Genomic DNA, 18,020 nt, shown 5'->3' with positions numbered 1-18,020 from the left:
CATAATATGAAAGCAATTGAGATTGGAGAAAATGAAGCTGGTCAGCGATTAGACCGATTTTTGTTAAAGTATATGAATAAAGCCTCTAAGGGATTTATTGAAAAAATGATCCGAAAGAAGCGAATAAAAGTAAATAAAGGAAAAGCTCAGCCGAATTACTCTCTGCAAGTAGGAGACGAAGTGCAATTGTATTTAGCTGAGGAAACCGTTGAGAAGTTTACACAAGAAAAATCCATAGATAAAGTATCTAAAAACATCAATATTCTTTACGAAGACGATAAAATCTTAGTATTAAACAAAAGCTCAAATACATTAACTCACGGAGAGGGAAACTCCCTTGTTAATCGAGCTATTACGTATCTCATTCACAGTGGCTCCTACAATCCAAAGGATGAAAAGACCTTTGTCCCTGCGAGCTGCAATAGACTAGACCGCAATACTTCAGGAATTGTCATAATAGGAAAGACTTACGATGGTTTAAAAGAAATCAATCAAAAAATTAAGGACAATCAAGTATCAAAGTATTATTTAACCCTAGTCAAAGGCGTAGTGACGAAGGCTCAAACATTAGAGGGGTATTGGATAAAAGAGGGGAACCAAGTCAAGATTACAAAGACTTCTTTAAATGACGAGGCAAAAAAAGTAATAACAAAAATAGAGCCTCTACATTCAAATGGGAAGGTAAGCTTACTACAAGTTGAATTAGTAACAGGAAGAACCCACCAAATAAGGGCTCACCTTAAATCCATCGGTCATCCTATTATAGGAGACCCTAAGTACGGAGATACAAAATGGAATAAAGAGTACGAGCTAAGCAATCAATTCCTACACGCCTATAAAATTATCATTTTAAACTACAACGAAAAAGAATCGCTCACTATTACAGCCCCACTGCCGAAGAAACTACAGGAATTTCTTAAAAGACAGTCCTTAGACCTTAGTTGTCCTTAGCACATAGCTACCGAAGGTAGCTTAAAAAGACCTAAGAGAAATACATGCAAGCTAGAGACTATTGACTAAAGACTAGCGACTGCTTTTCCGACTGAAAGGAGGAAAAACATGGGTTATTGGAATAGTAGAGGGCTCAGGGGGAGTACTTTAGAAGAGTTTATTAATATAACCAATGATGAATACATTAAAAAAAACTTAGCAGTCATTCAAAAAATCCCGACTTTAATAAAACCTGTAGAATTAGACCAAAACAAGGGGATTATAAAGAAAGCTTATTTCGAACAGAAGAGCACAGTAGATTATATGGGCAATGTTCAGGGGATACCAGTATGCTTTGATGCAAAGGAGACATCAAAGCAAAGCTTGCCCATATCCAATATTCATCGCCATCAAATGCTGTTCATGGAGAAATTTGAAAAGCAAAATGGAATCTCTTTTATTATTGTATACTTTTCTAGTAAGGATCAGTATTTTTTCATACCTTTTAAAGTCATTAAAAGATACTGGGACAATGCACAAAATGAAGGTCGAAAATCTATTCCCTATAAAGAGTGCCTTGAAAAATATGAAATTAAAAAGAAAGGACTATTTTTAGTCCATTATTTAGAAGCATTGAATACATACCTAGGTGAAATGAGCAATGTCTAGGGCCAATCCTTTAGGGTCTTGTTTTACGATCTAAGTTCTATGTAAATGCTTTTGTCACCTCTAGTGAAGAGCATAGAGCTAAATATTTAATATGGAACAAGATCCTTTCTTCAGGATATAAGTAGTCTCAGAGGTGACTTAATACTTAGAACTTACAACGTAGAACTTACGACTTAATTGGGGGGAATAATTATCAATGAAAGAAATAATAATATATACAGACGGTGGTTGTAGAGGGAACGATTCTTCTAAGGATAATGTAGGTGGTTTAGGGATTGTCCTTTTATACCCAGCAAAAAATATCGTAAAAGAATACAAAGAAGGTTTTTATAATACGACAAATAATAAAATGGAGTTATTAGCTGTTATAAAAGCTCTTCAAATGCTAAAAGAGAGATGTAAAGTTACCTTATACAGCGACTCAGCCTATGTAGTAAATGCCTTCAAACAAGGATGGATTGAAGGGTGGAAGAAAAAAGGCTGGACTAGGGGGAAAAGCGGTGAGCTGAAGAACAAAGAACTCTGGATAGAGCTAGACCAGCTGTCTAAAAAGCATGATTTTACCATAGAAAAAGTAAAAGGGCACGCCAATGATAAGTACAATAACAGAGCAGATGAATTAGTAAATCAGGCTATGGACGCGTTATAGCTAAAAGAAGTTACTAGATCTTAGTCCCTAGACCTTTAGCTACCGAAGGTAGCTGTAAAGACCCAAAAGGAATACATTCAAGTTAGCGACTAAAGACTAGTGACTGCATTTAAAGCTAGCGACTAAAACGGGGTGAAAGTTATGGAACAATGTATTACGATAACAGTTCAAGATAAGCAATACCAAGTGAATAATGGAACGCCTGTAGCAGAGTTCATTCAAAGATTAGATTCAAATAATCCTATTATGGGTGTTAGCATTGATAATAGGGTACAGGATCTAAATTTTTTATTAACTAAAGATTGTAAACTAGACTTAATCGATTTAAGTTCTCCTCTTGGTGTAAAAATATATGAAAAGAGCTTGCTTTTTGTATTGATTAAAGCAGCTAAAATTGTTTTGCCACAAGAGGAATTATCTATTGAGCACTCTTTAGGGGGTGGGATTTATTGTCAATTTAAAGGCAATAAAAGGTTAAAAAAATACGAAGTAGATAAAATAGCCAGTATTGTTGACAAAATTATAAAGGCCGATCTTCCCATCAATAGAGTAACATGTAATAAAGAAGAGGCCATAAAAAAATTACCTCAAAAGAAAGATCTTTTTGAGTATATTAATGGAAACCATATTTGCATTTATGAATTAGATGGTCTTTATGGCTACTTTAATGGATATATGTTACCGAGCACTGGATATTTAAAACAGTTCTACTTAAGATATTATTATCCAGGTTTTGTACTCCTTTATCCTAAAACAAATAATCAAAAAGTAGTAAAATTTGAAGATCAAAAGAAGTTGTTTCACGTTTTTTCCGACTATCAAAAATGGTGTAAATTTTTAGATGTTCAAGACGTAGTTTCTCTAAATCGAAAAATTGCAGATAATGATATAGTAGAACTGATTCGAGTAGCAGAAGCTAGGCATGCAAGAGATTTAATGAATATCTCCAATGAAATTGCATCAAATCCGGATAGAGCTAAGTTAATTGTCTTAGCAGGACCCTCATCTGCAGGGAAAACAACTACATCTAAAAGACTTGCAACTAATCTAATGGTTCATGGTTTAAGACCAGTGACTATTGAATTAGATAATTACTTTTTAGATCGGGATAAGACTCCAAAAAACAGCAGGGGAGAATATGATTTTGACAGCATCAATGCCCTCGATATTGAGCTCTTCAACGAAAATCTACTACAATTATTAGAGTACAAGGAAGTAGAAATACCAAAGTATAATTTTATTACAGGTAAGAGGGAAAGAGGATCAAAAATTAAGATTGCCAAAGATAACCCAATTATCGTAGAAGGAATTCATGGTCTCAATGAAAAATTAACGCACTATATTCCAAAAGAAAATAAGTATAAAATCTATCTCAATGCCTTAACTCATCTAAATATTGACTCCTATAATCGAATACCTACTACAGATATTCGTCTTATTAGGAGATTGATTAGAGATTATAATACAAGAGGTCATAATGGGGAAAGCACTTTAACTATGTGGCGCTCCGTCCGAGAGGGAGAAGAAATAAATATCTTTCCATATGGGGAAGAAGCAGATTATATTTTTAATTCCGCTTTATTATATGAAATATCTGTTATGAGAAATTATGCATTGCCTATTTTAAAAGAAGTTAGGGAAGATAGTCCAATGTATATTCATGCTGAAAGAATAATCGGCTTCCTAGAACTTTTCTTACCGATAGATAATACAAGTAAAATTTTAGGAAATTCAATAATTAGGGAATTTATAGGTGGAAGCGTTTATGATTGAGCAAGTCTAGGGTCAGTTCTTTGAGGTCGGCTCTAAGTTGTAAGTTCTATGTATTTGCCACCCGAAGGTGGCTTATTTATTCTAAATTCTATGCAAGTTCTAAATAATTAAGTCACCTTTGGTGACTAAAATGCCTTTACTTACAACTTACTTCATATTCATGTGCTGTACAGAGTCTGTAACAGTATCAAATGCTTTGTTGACGGCTTTTTTTACTTTTCGTCTTGTTTTATTGTTTTGCATTGATTTTACAATCACTGCTCCAGCTACAGCTGTCATAGTACTGATCATAGCATTCCTTGTGGTTTTGTTCATGTTTTTTTGCCACCCTTCCTTCGTATTTTATACTCATTTTATAGTTCGGTTTTATCTTTTGCAGTATTGTATAAATTAATCAGGTATTTTCTGAAAATTGTTAGGAAGATTACTAGAATTTATAAATACAGTAATGATAATATAGAGCTTAAATTAATTTTTTTGTTTAATAATAAAAATGATAAAAATTTTGTATTCTCGTGCTTTTGGAGCCTTAAGAGAGAAATATGAAGAATTGGTATGGGAACAATTATCCATATATTATGGTATAATGAACTTATATATAATTCGGGGGTGTTTTTATTGAATAAGAAAGAATTGAGAAAAAAAGTTTTAGAGGCGAGGGATCGAATAAGTGATGAAGAGTTAAATCGCCGTAGTAAAGTGATACTTGAAAAAGTTAAGGAAATAGACGAGTTTAAAAAAAGCAAAACAATCATGATTTACGTTAGTTATGGTAAAGAAATCAATACTCATGATTTTATATCTGAGTGTATTTCAATGGGGAAAAATGTAATTACACCAATATGCAGATATAGTGATCGAACTTTAATTTTAGGAAAAACGAAGTCGTTTCCAGAAGGTTTTAATATGACTAAATATGGGATTTTAGAACTAGAACCTAATAAATGTGAACAGGTTGATGCAAAAGATATTGATTTAATCATTATGCCAGGAGTGGCTTTTACTAAACAAGGTGATCGAATGGGTTATGGAGGGGGATACTATGACAAGTTATTGTCAAAGGCATCAGATAAGTTAGTAACAATCGCTCCTGTTCTACAAGAATTTATCTTTGATGAAATACCGATAGAAGCTCACGATATTCCCATGGATTATGTGGTTACAGACGAAGATGTATTTAAAATAATTTAAATATTTTAGTTGTATATACAAGTTGGAATGGATTTGTTATAATAAGGTATATATATATTATTAATAAAATCACAATAGCATTAATGAATTTCACTTGTATATCATGAGAAGTCTTGCTTCGTCTTTGTCCAATACACGTTATTAAGAGTAATAAGGAGTCTTTGGCTAGAGTATAAAGACAAAAGCTGTTATATTAGAATTGTGATGCCTTACTAAAAGAATGCAAGGGCATAAGATAAGAGCAAATGACTGAAGAATATATTTTAGACGTCTAGATAGGATCAGAGTGAATTGTATAATGCTTTCGAGTAGACTTTTGTGCTCATAAGATTATTATGTTATATAAAGACAGAGGGAGAGTCAGATGCGAGAGCCAATTTATATTGTTATAGCTGAAGATTTAAAGAAGATGATTAATAGTGGAGAACTTGAGCCGGGTGATTCTATTTGTTCCGAAAATATGCTTTCTGAACAATATAATGTATCAAGAATGACTGTTCGCAAGAGTTTGACTTTACTATCTTCTGAAGGCTATATTTACTCTGTGCCTGGAAAAGGAAACTATGTAAGTGTGCCAAATCAAGATAAGTATATTCTGTATTTTAATGAAATGAAATCCATTGAGGGTAGCGTAGATGAGACAAAGTTACTAGATGTCAATGTTATTAAGCCAACAATGGAAACTATGTATAATATGAAGGCATTTGAAAATAAAAGACTTATACTAGTGCGCAGACTAATGTATATTGATACAAAACCTGTAGCGTATGATTTAAAATATATTCCCTACTATAGGGGGATGCCTGTAGTAGAAAAAGAAATTAACTATGCTACATTTCCTGAGTTAGTTGCCCAAAAAAAATCTCTTTTTGCTATACGCAAAGAGTTGAAAATAAAAGCACAAAGAGCATCTAAAGATGTAGTAGATAATTTGAGAATAAATGATGGGGATCCCATCATGGCTATTGAACAAAAACTTTTAGACGATGAGGATAAAATTGTTGGTTGGGGAACTACTTATTTCTTAAGTGATTATTTCCAATTGCAAGCGATCTCTTCACTGTAGACAAAATAATTCCTGTGTATTACAATAAAACAAGGGTTCACATTATTTAGTAGAAAAGTTCTTCTTTTGGACTTTAGCTACTTCTTAAGTAATCTTATATGCAAGGTCAGATTTATGACTCAGGTCGTTTAACCTTAAGGCACTGGTGACTGGCAGGTGATCGCTGATGGCTAAAGTGTCGAAGGACTCTTTTTAGGAGGGAGATATGAATAATCTACTAGTAGTATGTGAGACCATTCAAGACGAAGTTACAAAGGTTTTGGAAAAAGTTGAATTTACTGGTGATATGGTGTGGATGAATGCGAGCTTACATAATGAACCTAGTCGACTAAGAAGTGAACTTCAAAAAGTTATCGATAATCATATAGGTTATGACAATGTTCTGTTAGGTTACGGTAATTGTGGCAATTCAATAGTTGGCTTAAAGGCAACTCATTCCAATATTGTCTTTCCAGTAACATCTGATTGCATATCTATGTTACTGTGTAATCGCAAGGATATTGATGATATTAGAAAGAATACATATTTTTTAACTAAAGGTTGGATTAATGGAGAGAAGAGCTTATTTGTAGAGTACAAGTATTGTCTAGAAAGATATGGAGAAAAAAGAGCTAAGCGAATTTTTAGTGCAATGCTTAAGCACTATGAAAATTTAATGCTTATTGATACAAATGCTTATGACATTGATTACTATGGTGATATAGCTCAAGATCTTGCTAAAAAGACAAGTTTACGTTTTGTAGTAGAAGAAGGCAGTCTATCCATTTTGGAAAAATTACTGTCTGAGAAATGGGATGAATCTTTTGAAATTATTAAGCCTGGAGAACAAATCATATATAAACATTTTGGCCAAATTGCAGTAGATGAAATGTCTCAAAGATTTTAAGAATTTATATTTGAGTTATAGTATATATTTTTCTTTAATAGACAACATAAGACTTGCATTTTAGGATGCAAGTTTTATGTTTTAATTAAGATATCTTTTTTAATGAACATGTTAATCTCTAAAGGTGAAATCTTTGCCCTGAAGCTTAACCATAGGGTACTGATAGCTGGTGGCAGGTAGATAAAGCGCAAAGGCGCTTTCTTATGGTTGACGGCAAAAAACCTTAAGGTTATAATTGAAAGGATAATTTGATTATCAAATTAATTTGATGGTGATAACTATGAAAAATATATACAGTATATTAAACGAGGCATTAGTAATCGTGTTTAATTTGGTTCTTAAGGCAGAAGAAAAATTCATAAGAAGCTTAGGCGTAAATCTATCGATTACAGAAATTCATACATTAGAGGCAATTGCTAGTGATGTAGAAAAACCTATGAGCGAAATAGCTTCTAGATTAAGTATTACTTTGGGAACGCTTACTACTTCTATTAACAATTTAGAAAAGAAGGGTTTTGTTAAACGTAAAAGAAGTGAAAAGGATCGAAGAGTAGTTATAGTAAACCTTACAGAGAAGGCTCATGATATCATGGAAAAACACACATCTTTTCATGAAAATATGGTACATGAAATTGTGACGGAATTAAACAAACAAGAAGAATATGCTTTAATGAAAGCTTTAAATAATCTGATTGATTATTTTACAAATAAATATGGAGAAGAATAGAGGTGTTACATGGCTATTCAAATTGTCACTGATAGCGCTAGTGATATTAGTGTTGATGAAGAGAAAAAATATAATATAAAGGTTGTACCTTTGACTGTCCATTTTGGATTAGAATCCTATAGAGATCGTGAAGAAATATCCCCTAGTCAATTTTATGAAAAGCTTGAATCCTTTGATGGCATTCCCAGCACTTCTCAGGTAACTCCAGCTGAGTTTATAGATATTTTTAAATCTATCATTCATTCTGGAGATGAAGTTATTGGTATTTTCATGTCCTCAAGTATGAGTGGAACGTATAATTCAGCGATGATAGCAAAAAATACTCTAGATAGCGATAAAATTAGCATTATTGATTCAAAAATGGTAACATTAGGAGAGGCTCTGATGGTTCACTATGCTGCTAAGATGGCTAAAGAAGGGAAGAGCAGAAAAGAAATTGTCAATAAAATAAATGATATGATTCCTAAGAACGAGACTCTTATGATTGTAGACACATTAGAGTACTTAAAAAAGGGTGGGAGATTATCATCAAGCCAAGCTCTCTTAGGTAGTATGCTAAACATAAAACCCATATTGACTTTTTCTAACGGAGAACTTGTAGCAAAAGATAAAGTAAGAGGGAAAAAAAAGGCATTAAATTGGGTGCGAAATTATTTGTCTAAAAATAGAGTAAGCCTCAAAGATAAGCCTGTATATATGCTTCATACAGGAGCGACAGAATACTTAGAAGATTTAAAAAAGATATTAGTAGAAGAATATGATGCAAATTATATCGTTGAATCCATTGTAGGTGCTGTAGTTGGAACACATGCAGGACCAGGAGCTATTGCTATGTCTTATGTTGATGAATAGTACGAAAGTGAATATACGGAGATGATATTTTGAAGAGCATTGGTATAATTGCGAATCCAAATTCAGGAAAAGACGTTCGAAGACTATACTCCTATGCTACTACAATCAGTAATCACGAAAAAGTCAACCTTATGGAGAGAATGATTCTAGGCGCTCAAGATTTAGGAGTAGAAAAAATATTTATAATGCCAGACAATAGCGAGATGGGATCCAATGCAAAATCGAGTTTGGAGCTAAATGGAGATTTAAAGGCAGATGTAGAGATACTAGACTTTAGAATAATGGGTACATATGAAGATACAATACAAGCGACAAATGAGTTTATAAAACTAGGAGTCCATTGTATCATTATACTAGGTGGGGATGGGACCAATAGATTAGTTGCAGCAAAAAATTCTAATATACCTATTATTCCCATATCTACTGGAACCAATAATGTTTATCCACGATTTTATGAAGGTACTACAGTAGGAATGGCTGCAGCAATTTTATGCGAATACGGTATGCAAGATGATTATATTATTCACGATAAGATTATTGAAGTCTACAAAAATGGAGAAATTATTGACTACGCCTTAATTGATGTAGCTATTACCAATCAAATATTTGTAGGAAATAGAGCAATAGAAAATATAAAGGATATTTCAGAACTAATTGTTTCTAGATCACATCCTGCTTCAATAGGATTTTCTTCTATTATCGGTGTTCAAGCACTCTCAACTTATTCGGATGATTTTGGATATCGCACTCGACTACATTGTGGTCGCAAAAAGGTATTGGCTCCTTTTACTGCTGGAAAAATGACTACTGTAGAATGTGAAACCCCTTCAAAGATGGAGTTAAATCAAATGTATGTGTCTAAGCCTACTCAAAAGGGTACCATTGCCTTAGATGGTGAAAGAATTCTACCTTTTGAAAGTGGAGAGCTTCTTGGCTTTGTTATTCGAAGAAAGGGTCCTTTAAGGATTGATGTAGAAGCTGCTTTAGAATATGGATTGAAACGCAAATTCTTTGTATAAACAAATTGAACATTGACATATTAGATGAGTAAGTTTATAATAAATAAAAATATATAAATAGTTTTTCGCTAGGGGAGCCTTTTGGCTGAGATTAACCCTTTGGACCTGATCCAGATAATGCTGGCGTAGGGAAGCGGTTTTTAGTCAATACCTCCAAGCGAAAAAATAGGAGGTTTTTTTATGTTACAAAGTTTTTTTGAGTCTATGCAAGGTCAAATTTTTGTAGTAGTACTCATCGTACTTGCTTTTGCACTTATTTTTAAGCTAAGTAAAAAGGGGGATAATAATATAAAGGCCCTTACATATTCTGCAATTGCTGTAGCTGTAGCTTATGTACTCAACCAGATTACTTTATTTCGCATGCCACAAGGAGGTTCTATTACGCCTTTTTCAATGTTGTTTATTGTAATGATTGGATATTACTTTGGTGTGCGACAAGGAATATTAGCTGGAGTTGCATTTGGATTACTAGATCTTTTAATTAATCCTTATGTTATTCATCCAGTTCAAATGCTGATGGACTATCTCTTAGCGTTTGGCTCTTTAGGCATGGGGGCAGTACTTGCAAAACGGGGCATTATACCTACGTATCTCTTAGGTGTTCTTGGAAGACTTGTGTGCAGTGTATTATCAGGTGTCATCTTCTTTGCATCCTATGCACCAGAAGGGCAAGGGGCATTTATGTACTCTACCATCTACAATGGTTCTTATATGGGGGCAGAAGCCTTATTAACGTGTATACTATTAGCGATACCTACGGTGAGAAATGCAATTAATGAGGTGAAGAATAAGGTGGTCAGGTGACAAGGTGGTCAGGTGGTCAGCAAAACCATAAAAGCTGAAAGCGGAATGCTGAAAGCGGAATACTGAAAGCGGAAAAACAACAAAACTCTCGCCTATAGGCGAGAGTAAGATGGGGTGATCTTCGATCACCCCCTTTGTTATACATCTAGAATATTCTACTTTTGACCCTAGCTACTGCCGAGTCATCCTAGAGCGTTAGCGAAGGATCTGTGACCCCAAAGGAATCCCCTAATGCTAGTGACTAGTGACTGGTTGCTGATAGCTAAATTGCCGAAGGCAATTTTATGCGAAGGCTTCTGCTTCTATCAACTTTGCGCAGGAGCTTTGGCGTAATAGCTCTATGGCTTTTTCGCTGTCGGATACTTTTAGGATGATTACTACTTTGTGTTCATGTACCGGTAAACAACAATAAGAGTATTCTATATCAATATCAGACATAGAGAGGCCTTTGATAACAGTGAGCATAGATCCTGGACTATCATTTACTTCAATAGCTAAAACTTTAGTCTGATTTACTACAAAGCCAGCCTCTTTTAGTTTTTCTGCTGCTTGTTCTGGTTTGTTAGGAATCAATCTCAAAATGCCATAGTCTGTAGTCTCGGCGATGGTCAAAGAGCGGAGATTAATATCATTTTTATGAAGAATTTCTAAGGCTTCTGAGAGACGACCTTTCTTATTTTCTAAAAATACAGAAACTTGTTTAATCATTTTATCACTCCCCTTGTAGATTTCGTTTATCAATTACACGTTTTGCTTTTCCTTCACTTCTTGGTATGCTCTTAGGTTCTACTAACCTGATTTTAGCACTTATCTGTAAAACAGAGTGGATTTTTTGTTTTATCTTGCGTTCTAATTCTTCTAGATTGCTAATTCGATCTGAGAATAATTCCTCAGAAAGTTCTATTTGTATCTCTAGATTATCTAAAGTACCTTCTCTAGTGACGATAAGCAAGTAATGTGGTTCTACATTACCAAATTCCATTAAAACACTTTCGATTTGAGATGGGAATACATTTACCCCTCGAATGATGAGCATATCATCACTTCTTCCGGATACTCTTTCCATTCGGACGTGAGTTCTGCCACATTCACATACTTCTTTATGTAAAACAGAAAGGTCTCTCGTCCTATAGCGCAGAACTGGAATGCCTTCCTTTGTCAAAGTAGTAAATACGAGCTCTCCAGGTGCCCCATATGGTAATGGCTCTAAAGTGTTTGGATCAATAATTTCTGGAAGAAAGTGATCTTCCCAAATATGCATGCCGTTTTTGCATTGGCATTCGATGGCTACTCCAGGTCCCATGATTTCCGATAATCCGTAAATATCATGAGCAGAAATATGAAGTCTTTCTTCAATCTTTTTTCTCATATTTTCAGACCAAGGCTCTGCGCCAAATATACCTGATTTTAGTTTGATCTCTCCAGGATCAATGCCATATTGTTCGATGGCTTCTGCTAAATATATGGCGTAAGAAGGAGTACAAGCTAGCAAGGTGCTGTGAAAATCCTTCATAAGCATAATTTGTCTTTCTGTATTACCGCCAGACATAGGTATAACAGATGCACCAAGCTTTTCTGCACCATAATGAATCCCAAGTCCACCTGTGAATAAGCCATACCCATAAGAGACCTGCACTACTGAATTGGAGTCAGCGCCTGCAGCTACAAAAGCACGTGCACATAGTTCAGCCCAATTACTTATATCCTCTCTAGTATATCCTACAACAGTAGGTTTACCAGTAGTACCAGATGAAGCGTGAATTCGAACGATTTCCGATAATGGCGCTGCAAAGAGTCCGTAGGGGTAACTGTCTCTTAAATCTTGCTTTGTAGTAAAAGGTAATTTAGATAAGTCGCTAATCTCTGTAATATCCTCAGGGGCAAGATCTACACTTTGAAATTGGCTACGATAAAAAGGTACATTATGATAAATTCTTCGTAGCATTTTTTGTAGTCGTTCATTTTGAATATACATCAATTCATCACGAGACATGGTTTCAATTCTTTTATTCCAATACATCTTGATCAACTCCAATTTTATTTATTAAGGTGGTCAGCAAAACCATAATTCGCCTATGGGCGGGTAAGTGTAAGAGACTTCACAGCTCACTTGATAAATTTGCAAACAAATTTCTCAAGTCGCGCCACTCGCTAAATAAAAGCTAAAGCTTTTATCTACGCACCCACATGATTCCACAAACAAATTGGCAAGCCATTTGTTTGTGGAATCATATGTATGCTACAAAAGCTACGCTTTTGCTTAGCTCGTTAGTTCACGCAAAAAACGCCCTTTAATATAAAATTAAAGGACGAGTTTATACCCGCGGTACCACCTTGATTGATTGCTCCACTTTGGGCAAATGGAAAACTCCATTTGCTTATTTGATAACGTTTTGTTATAAACGGTCATACCTACTCTTAGTTCAGCAGACAACTCCGGAATGAACTTCTTCTATATGAAAATGTTAGTTTTCAGCAGCCACTAACTCTCTTTAATTTCTATCATAGAGTACTCTTTCCTTCACAGTCGATTAAATTATTAAACCTAATAATATAATATGAAAAAGAGTAAGTCAAGGAGGTTTTAAAATTTATTTATTTTAAATTCCCCTAAGCCCATATCTACATTAATGTGGTATTTTGAATCAGCGTTGTCATAGTTTTCTGTAATGTACTTGTTATCAGATTGCTTTATAAAGTCTAGTTCAGATATATTGGTAGAGTTTAATGCGCCATCAAATTCTAATAGGATTCCAGCTTCTTTAGGAATATTTAATTCAATTCTAGAAACTCCTGAGTCAATGTCTATAGTACCATCTGTAGATTTATCACTTAGATAGATTTCCATATTGCCTGCTCCTAAATCAATATCTAGATCCTTTAATTTTATATTCTTTAAATCTACTATCCCATTTACAGCTCCTGAATCAATATCAAGGCTCCAAGGGAGCTCCTCATTGAGAGCTAAATCAAGACTATAATCAAATTTAGAATCAGAGAAAAACTTTTGAGTAAAATTTTCATGTGAAATATGTAGATGCTGAAGATTGTTTTCTACAGTGTCTTCAATATCTAATCCAGCTAAATTAGAGTCAATAGTCGCAAAATCTGGGGTTCCTGACCTTATATTAAATTCCATAGCCCCTAAATCTAAGTCTAATTTACCAGCAGAAATGTCGTTCTTCGCCGATATTGTGTAAGATTCCAATTCACCTATTTCATAAGAATGAGGTATAGGAGCTTTTTCTTGAAGATAATAGCCGTAAACGAGAAGTATAACAAAAAACAAAAGCCATAGTAAAGAATTAATCACTTTGTTTTTTACTATAATCGTTAAGCCTACAATTACTAGTATTAAAGGCCATAATTTACTGAAGGCGGTAAATAAGTACCTAAATTCATATTGAATGATATTTAGATTGTTTAAGAGCCAAAAAGCCCCTAATAACACAAATATTAATCCAATGATGATATTGTTTTTATTCTTCATGGTCTCTACTCCCTCCCTTTACAATAATAAATAGTCCCAATACAATGAGTATAACTGGCCAGACATACTTAGAATCTAAAAATGGTGTAAACTGCCTTAACAGAAATAGCACACCGCTAATAATGAGAACAATTCCAATGAGTTTGCTATTGTCAGCATTAAGTATATTTTCTGACTTGTTATCCCCTTCCACTTTTTCATAATCTTCAGATGGAAGTATAATGGCAGCAATAATATAAAGTAAGATACCAGTTCCATAAGCAAAGGCTGCTATTGCCCAAATGATGCGTATAATAGATGAATCCACCCTAAAATATTCGCCAAGGCCTCCACATACACCAGAGATTATTTTGTCTTTTGTTGACTTGTGCAATCGAGTATCCAATTCGATTCCTCCTTTTTATTCATTTATTACTATACCCACTAATAATCATTTGAAAAATGAGAAAGTATAAAATAAATGTGGTAATATAGTAATATGTTAAAAATACTGTAACTTTCCTTCTGAGATAAAAATGATTCACCTTCTCAGAGGATTTGTTTATATTCAGTATACCACGGAGAGGAGATCTTTCAATGCAAGATATGTTTAATGAATTATTAATATTTCGAAATATTCAGCAAAACCCAGTAATCGACCAATTTAGAAAATTTACCACTGCTAGAGAAATTCCTCATAAAGTAGAGCATTTATTTCAAATGCAGTATGAGATTGTTCGTATTTCTGGAAAAAAAGGAATCTCATGGAAGCAAACAGTATTAGATATCCTGCTAATGGACGAAAATCTGTTTACTTTAAAATGCGAGAGGCGAGAGAGAATAGACGAAAATTTGCTTACTCTTGTGGCTGGAGATATTCACATTATTAGAAATCTATACAATTACGACTGGATAACCGTTTTAGAAGAATTGAGTGTAAATCGTAGCACTGTTTTTACACTGGATACAGAGGAATTTGAAAACATAGATATTCATAGCCTTCTTGCGAATAACAATATTGGAGAGCGATTTATTGTAAAAGAGTTATCCAATTATATTAGAGAAAATGGAACAGGTTTATTTTCAAAGGAATCTGTTTTTAAGTGGGACGACGCAAAGCAATGCTTAAGTGAAATAAAGGAATTTGACCGTGTGCGTTTTGAGGATTTAATAGGTTATGAAGGGCAAACCAAGGTCCTAAAAGAAAATACCCTTAGTTTTATAGACCGGGGAAAAGGTAATAATGTATTGCTTTATGGGCAAAGGGGAACAGGTAAATCTTCATCTGTAAAGGCTCTCGTCAATGAATATGCCCACAAGGGTCTAAAAATTATTGAACTTAAAAAAGGACAATTAGATGCCATAGCTTCTATTATTGAGATTACTCGTCATAGAGACTTTAAATTTATTCTTTTTATAGATGATTTGTCTTTTGAAGAGTTTGAGACAGATTATAAAAAGTTTAAAGCTATAATAGAGGGAAGCTTTGAAAAAAAGCCTAATAATGTATTAATCTATGTAACGTCAAACAGACATCATTTAGTTAGGGAAACGTTTAAAGAAAGAGAAGAAGATGTAAATGTAAGCGAAACGGCTCAAGAAAAACTTTCTCTCTTTGATCGATTTGGTCTTACCATTTTATACGAGCAACCAAAAGATGATTTGTACAATGAAATGGTTATAAAATTAGCCAGAAGAAATGGCATCAAACTCCCTGAAAAAGAGCTTTTACAATTAGCCAATGAGTGGAAGGTGAGCAAAGCATCAAAATCTGGAAGAGCGGCACAGCAACTCGTAGACTCGTTGAGTTCTAAGTTGTAAGTTCTATGTAAAACAAGGTGGTCGGGTGGTCAGGTGGTCAGGTGGTCAGAAAAAGCATATCTCGCCTATAGGCGAGTGAGGGTTTTCCCGTCCAACCGTCCAACTTAAAAGACGAAGACTTGGCTAAGCCAAGTCTTCGTCTTTTGTAATTTCCTTTAGTGATGCAGCAAGTGCTGCTAGGTTTTGAATTTCGGAAGGGATGATGATTTTTGTTGATTTGCCATCGGCTACTTTTGTTAAAGTTTCTAAGCTTTTAAGTGCGATGACTTCAGCGCTTGGGTAAGCTTCTTTGATCATTTTAAGACCTTCAGCAGTAGCTTCTTGTACTTTTATAATCGCTTCTGCTCGACCCTCTGCTTCTTTGATTGCAGCTTGCTTCTGAGCTTCTGCAATTAAGATTTGTGATTCCTTTTGTCCTTCTGCTACTAGTATAGAAGATTTCTTTTCTCCTTCTGCTCTAAGAATAGATTCTCGTCTTTCACGTTCCGCTCTCATTTGCTTTTCCATTGCCTGCTGAATGTCTTCAGGAGGGAGAATGTTTTTTACTTCTACTCGATTTACTTTAATTCCCCATGGATCTGTAGCTTCGTCAAGGATACTACGCATTTTAGTGTTGATTAAATCTCTAGAAGTTAGAGTTTCATCTAATTCTAAATCGCCGATAATATTACGTAAAGTAGTGGCAGTTAAATTTTCAATAGCAGCCATAGGTCTTTCTACACCATAGGTATAAAGTTTAGAATCTGTAATTTGAAAGTAGATAACGGTATCAATTTGCATAGTGACATTGTCTTTTGTTATTACTGGTTGTGGAGCAAAATCGATTACTTGCTCTTTTAGAGAAACTTTTTTTGCAATTCGATCCATTAACGGAATTTTTACGTGTAGCCCAACGCTCCATGTATCCATATATGCACCTAATCGCTCGATGACATAGGAATTTGCTTGTGGTACAATGCGGATATTAGGAATGATAATAAACACTATAATAAGAACTAAAAAAATAAGATATGGCATATTTACTCCTCCTCAAGAGTTTTTACAATTAATTTTACACCTTCGATTCTAATTACTTTTACTTTCGTATCTTTTGTGATTGTATTTTTGTCTTCAGTGGTAGCAGTCCAAATCTGTCCATTAACCTTTACTTGCCCAACTTTAAAGGGTTCAATATCTTTAGTAACAATGCCCATAGAGTCAATGATAACGTCTAAATTCGTTTTATGTCGCCCTACGCGAAGATGCTTAACGACAATAGGTCTTGTAAAAGCTAGCAAGGCTAAAGACACGACGATAAACAAGCCGATTTGTACGGGAATAGAGAAGTTTAGTATTGCTGCTAGTACTGCAATAAAAGCTCCGGCTGCAAACCAAATAGTGGCAAGACCTAAAGTAATACCTTCGATAATTGAAAATAGTACAATAGCTACAATCCAAAAGAGAATCATCTGTTCATTATCCATTATCTCCCTCCTTTTAATGGTAATTTTATTATAACATACAAATGAATGAACTACTAGAAATTCTACTGCATTCAAGGCGGAATTTTCTTGACATATAGCCCTTACAGTATATAAAATAACTAATAATTATACTTTTGATAAAGAGAGGAATTAAAACATGGAATACGAACTTGTTCACACATGTATTAGAGTTTTTGACTTAGATAAATCAATAGAATTCTACAATAAAGCATTAGGCTTAAAAGAGGCTAAGAGAGTGGATTATCCTGACAAAAGATTTACACTCGTTTATATGGCTGATGAAATTAGCGGTCATGAAATTGAACTGACTTATAATTACGATCAAAACGGGCCTTATGAACTTGGGAATGGATACAGTCACGTAGCTTTTTACGTAGACGATTTGCAAAAATCATACCAAGCACATAGAAGCGCAGGATATTCAGTATCCGAGCCAAAGAGCCTTGACGATTCAGGATTAAAACTCTACTTCGTCAAAGATCCAGATGGCTATGCAATAGAAATAATTGAACAAGCATAAAAATAGGAAAGTTCTATGTCTTAAGTAATAAGGTTTATTGCTTTTGCATGGAACTTTTTTGCAAAGTGGTCAGGTGGTCAGGTGGTCAGGTGGTCAGGTGGTCAGGTGGTCAGGTGGTCAGGTGGTCAGGTGGTCAGGTGGTCAGGTGGTCAGGTGGTCA

At 34.4% G+C, this 18,020-nt stretch carries 20 protein-coding genes, 1 riboswitch and 1 other annotated feature; of the genes, 13 read left to right on the top strand and 7 right to left on the bottom strand.

Annotated elements, in window-relative coordinates:
* Positions 1 to 6 precede the first annotated feature (6 nt).
* From DES36_RS08480 to DES36_RS08465, 4 genes are all read left to right on the top strand, one after another.
* Entirely contained in the window at positions 7 to 951 is a 945-nt protein-coding gene (locus DES36_RS08480) for an RluA family pseudouridine synthase (RefSeq protein WP_113920800.1), read from the top strand.
* 108 nt (positions 952 to 1,059) lie between these two features.
* Positions 1,060 to 1,599, top strand: a complete 540-nt coding sequence (locus DES36_RS08475) for a Holliday junction resolvase RecU (RefSeq protein WP_113920799.1) — start codon at positions 1,060 to 1,062, stop codon at positions 1,597 to 1,599.
* 196 nt (positions 1,600 to 1,795) lie between these two features.
* The gene (gene rnhA / locus DES36_RS08470) at positions 1,796 to 2,248 is read left to right on the top strand and encodes a ribonuclease HI (protein ID WP_113920798.1); all 453 of its coding nucleotides are present in this window, start codon (positions 1,796 to 1,798) and stop codon (positions 2,246 to 2,248) included.
* Positions 2,249 to 2,389: 141 nt separating this feature from the next.
* Positions 2,390 to 4,021 (top strand): nucleoside kinase, encoded by a 1,632-nt coding sequence (locus DES36_RS08465; RefSeq protein ID WP_113920797.1) that lies wholly within the window; start codon positions 2,390 to 2,392, stop codon positions 4,019 to 4,021.
* Between the two features lie 147 nt (positions 4,022 to 4,168).
* On the opposite strand, the gene DES36_RS14820 is transcribed toward DES36_RS08465, so the two are convergent.
* The gene (locus DES36_RS14820; protein ID WP_170128247.1) at positions 4,169 to 4,336 is read right to left on the bottom strand and encodes a hypothetical protein; all 168 of its coding nucleotides are present in this window, start codon (positions 4,334 to 4,336) and stop codon (positions 4,169 to 4,171) included.
* Between the two features lie 303 nt (positions 4,337 to 4,639).
* On the opposite strand from DES36_RS14820, the gene DES36_RS08460 reads away from it, so the two are divergent.
* The 7 genes from DES36_RS08460 (at position 4,640) to thiT (ending at position 10,566) form a co-directional block, all read left to right on the top strand.
* Positions 4,640 to 5,212, top strand: coding sequence for a 5-formyltetrahydrofolate cyclo-ligase (locus tag DES36_RS08460; RefSeq protein ID WP_170128246.1), 573 nt, complete (start codon positions 4,640 to 4,642; stop codon positions 5,210 to 5,212).
* 364 nt (positions 5,213 to 5,576) lie between these two features.
* Positions 5,577 to 6,278: a GntR family transcriptional regulator gene (locus tag DES36_RS08455; protein ID WP_113920795.1), complete on the top strand. Its 702-nt coding sequence runs from the start codon at positions 5,577 to 5,579 to the stop codon at positions 6,276 to 6,278.
* A 205-nt stretch (positions 6,279 to 6,483) separates the two neighbouring features.
* Positions 6,484 to 7,164, top strand: coding sequence for a DUF1638 domain-containing protein (locus tag DES36_RS08450; RefSeq protein WP_113920794.1), 681 nt, complete (start codon positions 6,484 to 6,486; stop codon positions 7,162 to 7,164).
* 280 nt (positions 7,165 to 7,444) lie between these two features.
* The gene (locus tag DES36_RS08445) at positions 7,445 to 7,891 is read left to right on the top strand and encodes a MarR family winged helix-turn-helix transcriptional regulator (RefSeq protein ID WP_170128245.1); all 447 of its coding nucleotides are present in this window, start codon (positions 7,445 to 7,447) and stop codon (positions 7,889 to 7,891) included.
* A 9-nt stretch (positions 7,892 to 7,900) separates the two neighbouring features.
* Positions 7,901 to 8,743, top strand: a complete 843-nt coding sequence (locus DES36_RS08440) for a DegV family protein (RefSeq protein WP_113920792.1) — start codon at positions 7,901 to 7,903, stop codon at positions 8,741 to 8,743.
* Positions 8,744 to 8,772: 29 nt separating this feature from the next.
* Positions 8,773 to 9,762 (top strand): NAD(+)/NADH kinase, encoded by a 990-nt coding sequence (locus tag DES36_RS08435; protein ID WP_170128244.1) that lies wholly within the window; start codon positions 8,773 to 8,775, stop codon positions 9,760 to 9,762.
* Between the two features lie 60 nt (positions 9,763 to 9,822).
* Positions 9,823 to 9,911: riboswitch (TPP riboswitch) on the top strand.
* 31 nt (positions 9,912 to 9,942) lie between these two features.
* Entirely contained in the window at positions 9,943 to 10,566 is a 624-nt protein-coding gene (gene thiT, locus DES36_RS08430; RefSeq protein WP_113920790.1) for an energy-coupled thiamine transporter ThiT, read from the top strand.
* 282 nt (positions 10,567 to 10,848) lie between these two features.
* On the opposite strand, the gene DES36_RS08425 is transcribed toward thiT, so the two are convergent.
* From DES36_RS08425 to DES36_RS08410, 4 genes are all read right to left on the bottom strand, one after another.
* Complete coding sequence (locus DES36_RS08425; protein WP_113920789.1) at positions 10,849 to 11,274, bottom strand: ACT domain-containing protein; 426 nt, start codon at positions 11,272 to 11,274, stop codon at positions 10,849 to 10,851.
* Positions 11,275 to 11,278: 4 nt separating this feature from the next.
* The gene (locus DES36_RS08420) at positions 11,279 to 12,586 is read right to left on the bottom strand and encodes a phenylacetate--CoA ligase family protein (RefSeq protein WP_113920788.1); all 1,308 of its coding nucleotides are present in this window, start codon (positions 12,584 to 12,586) and stop codon (positions 11,279 to 11,281) included.
* Positions 12,587 to 12,868: 282 nt separating this feature from the next.
* Positions 12,869 to 13,100: a binding site (T-box leader), on the bottom strand.
* A 50-nt stretch (positions 13,101 to 13,150) separates the two neighbouring features.
* Positions 13,151 to 14,056 (bottom strand): LiaI-LiaF-like domain-containing protein, encoded by a 906-nt coding sequence (locus tag DES36_RS08415; RefSeq protein ID WP_113920787.1) that lies wholly within the window; start codon positions 14,054 to 14,056, stop codon positions 13,151 to 13,153.
* Positions 14,046 to 14,441 carry a PspC domain-containing protein gene (locus DES36_RS08410; RefSeq protein ID WP_170128243.1) on the bottom strand — a complete coding sequence of 132 codons (396 nt, stop codon included), beginning with the start codon at positions 14,439 to 14,441 and terminating at the stop codon, positions 14,046 to 14,048. The genes DES36_RS08415 and DES36_RS08410 overlap by 11 nt, the downstream gene beginning before the upstream one ends.
* 191 nt (positions 14,442 to 14,632) lie before the next feature.
* On the opposite strand from DES36_RS08410, the gene DES36_RS08405 reads away from it, so the two are divergent.
* A complete protein-coding gene (locus DES36_RS08405; protein WP_113920785.1) occupies positions 14,633 to 15,856 on the top strand; it encodes an ATP-binding protein in 1,224 nt (407 codons plus the stop codon).
* 123 nt (positions 15,857 to 15,979) lie between these two features.
* On the opposite strand, the gene DES36_RS08400 is transcribed toward DES36_RS08405, so the two are convergent.
* Both DES36_RS08400 and DES36_RS08395 read right to left on the bottom strand, forming a co-directional pair.
* Positions 15,980 to 16,873, bottom strand: coding sequence for an SPFH domain-containing protein (locus DES36_RS08400; protein WP_113920784.1), 894 nt, complete (start codon positions 16,871 to 16,873; stop codon positions 15,980 to 15,982).
* A 2-nt stretch (positions 16,874 to 16,875) separates the two neighbouring features.
* Complete coding sequence (locus tag DES36_RS08395; RefSeq protein ID WP_113920783.1) at positions 16,876 to 17,319, bottom strand: NfeD family protein; 444 nt, start codon at positions 17,317 to 17,319, stop codon at positions 16,876 to 16,878.
* A 157-nt stretch (positions 17,320 to 17,476) separates the two neighbouring features.
* Between DES36_RS08395 and gloA the strand changes: the two genes are divergently transcribed.
* The gene (gloA, locus tag DES36_RS08390; RefSeq protein ID WP_113920782.1) at positions 17,477 to 17,860 is read left to right on the top strand and encodes a lactoylglutathione lyase; all 384 of its coding nucleotides are present in this window, start codon (positions 17,477 to 17,479) and stop codon (positions 17,858 to 17,860) included.
* Positions 17,861 to 18,020 lie beyond the last annotated feature (160 nt).

This window comes from Alkalibaculum bacchi (assembly GCF_003317055.1).
In the GTDB taxonomy this organism is placed as follows: domain Bacteria; phylum Bacillota; class Clostridia; order Eubacteriales; family Alkalibacteraceae; genus Alkalibaculum; species Alkalibaculum bacchi.
The sequence above is the reverse complement of the archived record's forward strand: the minus strand, read 5'-3'. Positions and strand labels throughout refer to the sequence as shown.

Excerpts from the sequence above, each read along its gene's own strand:
- DES36_RS08480 (WP_113920800.1), top strand. The coding sequence starts at position 7 with ATGAAAGCAATTGAGATTGGAGAAAATGAAGCTGGTCAGCGATTAGAC.
- DES36_RS08475 (WP_113920799.1), top strand. The coding sequence starts at position 1,060 with ATGGGTTATTGGAATAGTAGAGGGCTCAGGGGGAGTACTTTAGAAGAG.
- rnhA (WP_113920798.1), top strand. The coding sequence starts at position 1,796 with ATGAAAGAAATAATAATATATACAGACGGTGGTTGTAGAGGGAACGAT.
- DES36_RS08465 (WP_113920797.1), top strand. The coding sequence starts at position 2,390 with ATGGAACAATGTATTACGATAACAGTTCAAGATAAGCAATACCAAGTG.
- DES36_RS14820 (WP_170128247.1), bottom strand. The coding sequence starts at position 4,336 with ATGAACAAAACCACAAGGAATGCTATGATCAGTACTATGACAGCTGTA.
- DES36_RS08455 (WP_113920795.1), top strand. The coding sequence starts at position 5,577 with ATGCGAGAGCCAATTTATATTGTTATAGCTGAAGATTTAAAGAAGATG.
- DES36_RS08450 (WP_113920794.1), top strand. The coding sequence starts at position 6,484 with ATGAATAATCTACTAGTAGTATGTGAGACCATTCAAGACGAAGTTACA.
- DES36_RS08445 (WP_170128245.1), top strand. The coding sequence starts at position 7,445 with ATGAAAAATATATACAGTATATTAAACGAGGCATTAGTAATCGTGTTT.
- DES36_RS08440 (WP_113920792.1), top strand. The coding sequence starts at position 7,901 with ATGGCTATTCAAATTGTCACTGATAGCGCTAGTGATATTAGTGTTGAT.
- thiT (WP_113920790.1), top strand. The coding sequence starts at position 9,943 with ATGTTACAAAGTTTTTTTGAGTCTATGCAAGGTCAAATTTTTGTAGTA.
- DES36_RS08425 (WP_113920789.1), bottom strand. The coding sequence starts at position 11,274 with ATGATTAAACAAGTTTCTGTATTTTTAGAAAATAAGAAAGGTCGTCTC.
- DES36_RS08420 (WP_113920788.1), bottom strand. The coding sequence starts at position 12,586 with ATGTATTGGAATAAAAGAATTGAAACCATGTCTCGTGATGAATTGATG.
- DES36_RS08415 (WP_113920787.1), bottom strand. The coding sequence starts at position 14,056 with ATGAAGAATAAAAACAATATCATCATTGGATTAATATTTGTGTTATTA.
- DES36_RS08405 (WP_113920785.1), top strand. The coding sequence starts at position 14,633 with ATGCAAGATATGTTTAATGAATTATTAATATTTCGAAATATTCAGCAA.
- DES36_RS08400 (WP_113920784.1), bottom strand. The coding sequence starts at position 16,873 with ATGCCATATCTTATTTTTTTAGTTCTTATTATAGTGTTTATTATCATT.
- DES36_RS08395 (WP_113920783.1), bottom strand. The coding sequence starts at position 17,319 with ATGGATAATGAACAGATGATTCTCTTTTGGATTGTAGCTATTGTACTA.
- gloA (WP_113920782.1), top strand. The coding sequence starts at position 17,477 with ATGGAATACGAACTTGTTCACACATGTATTAGAGTTTTTGACTTAGAT.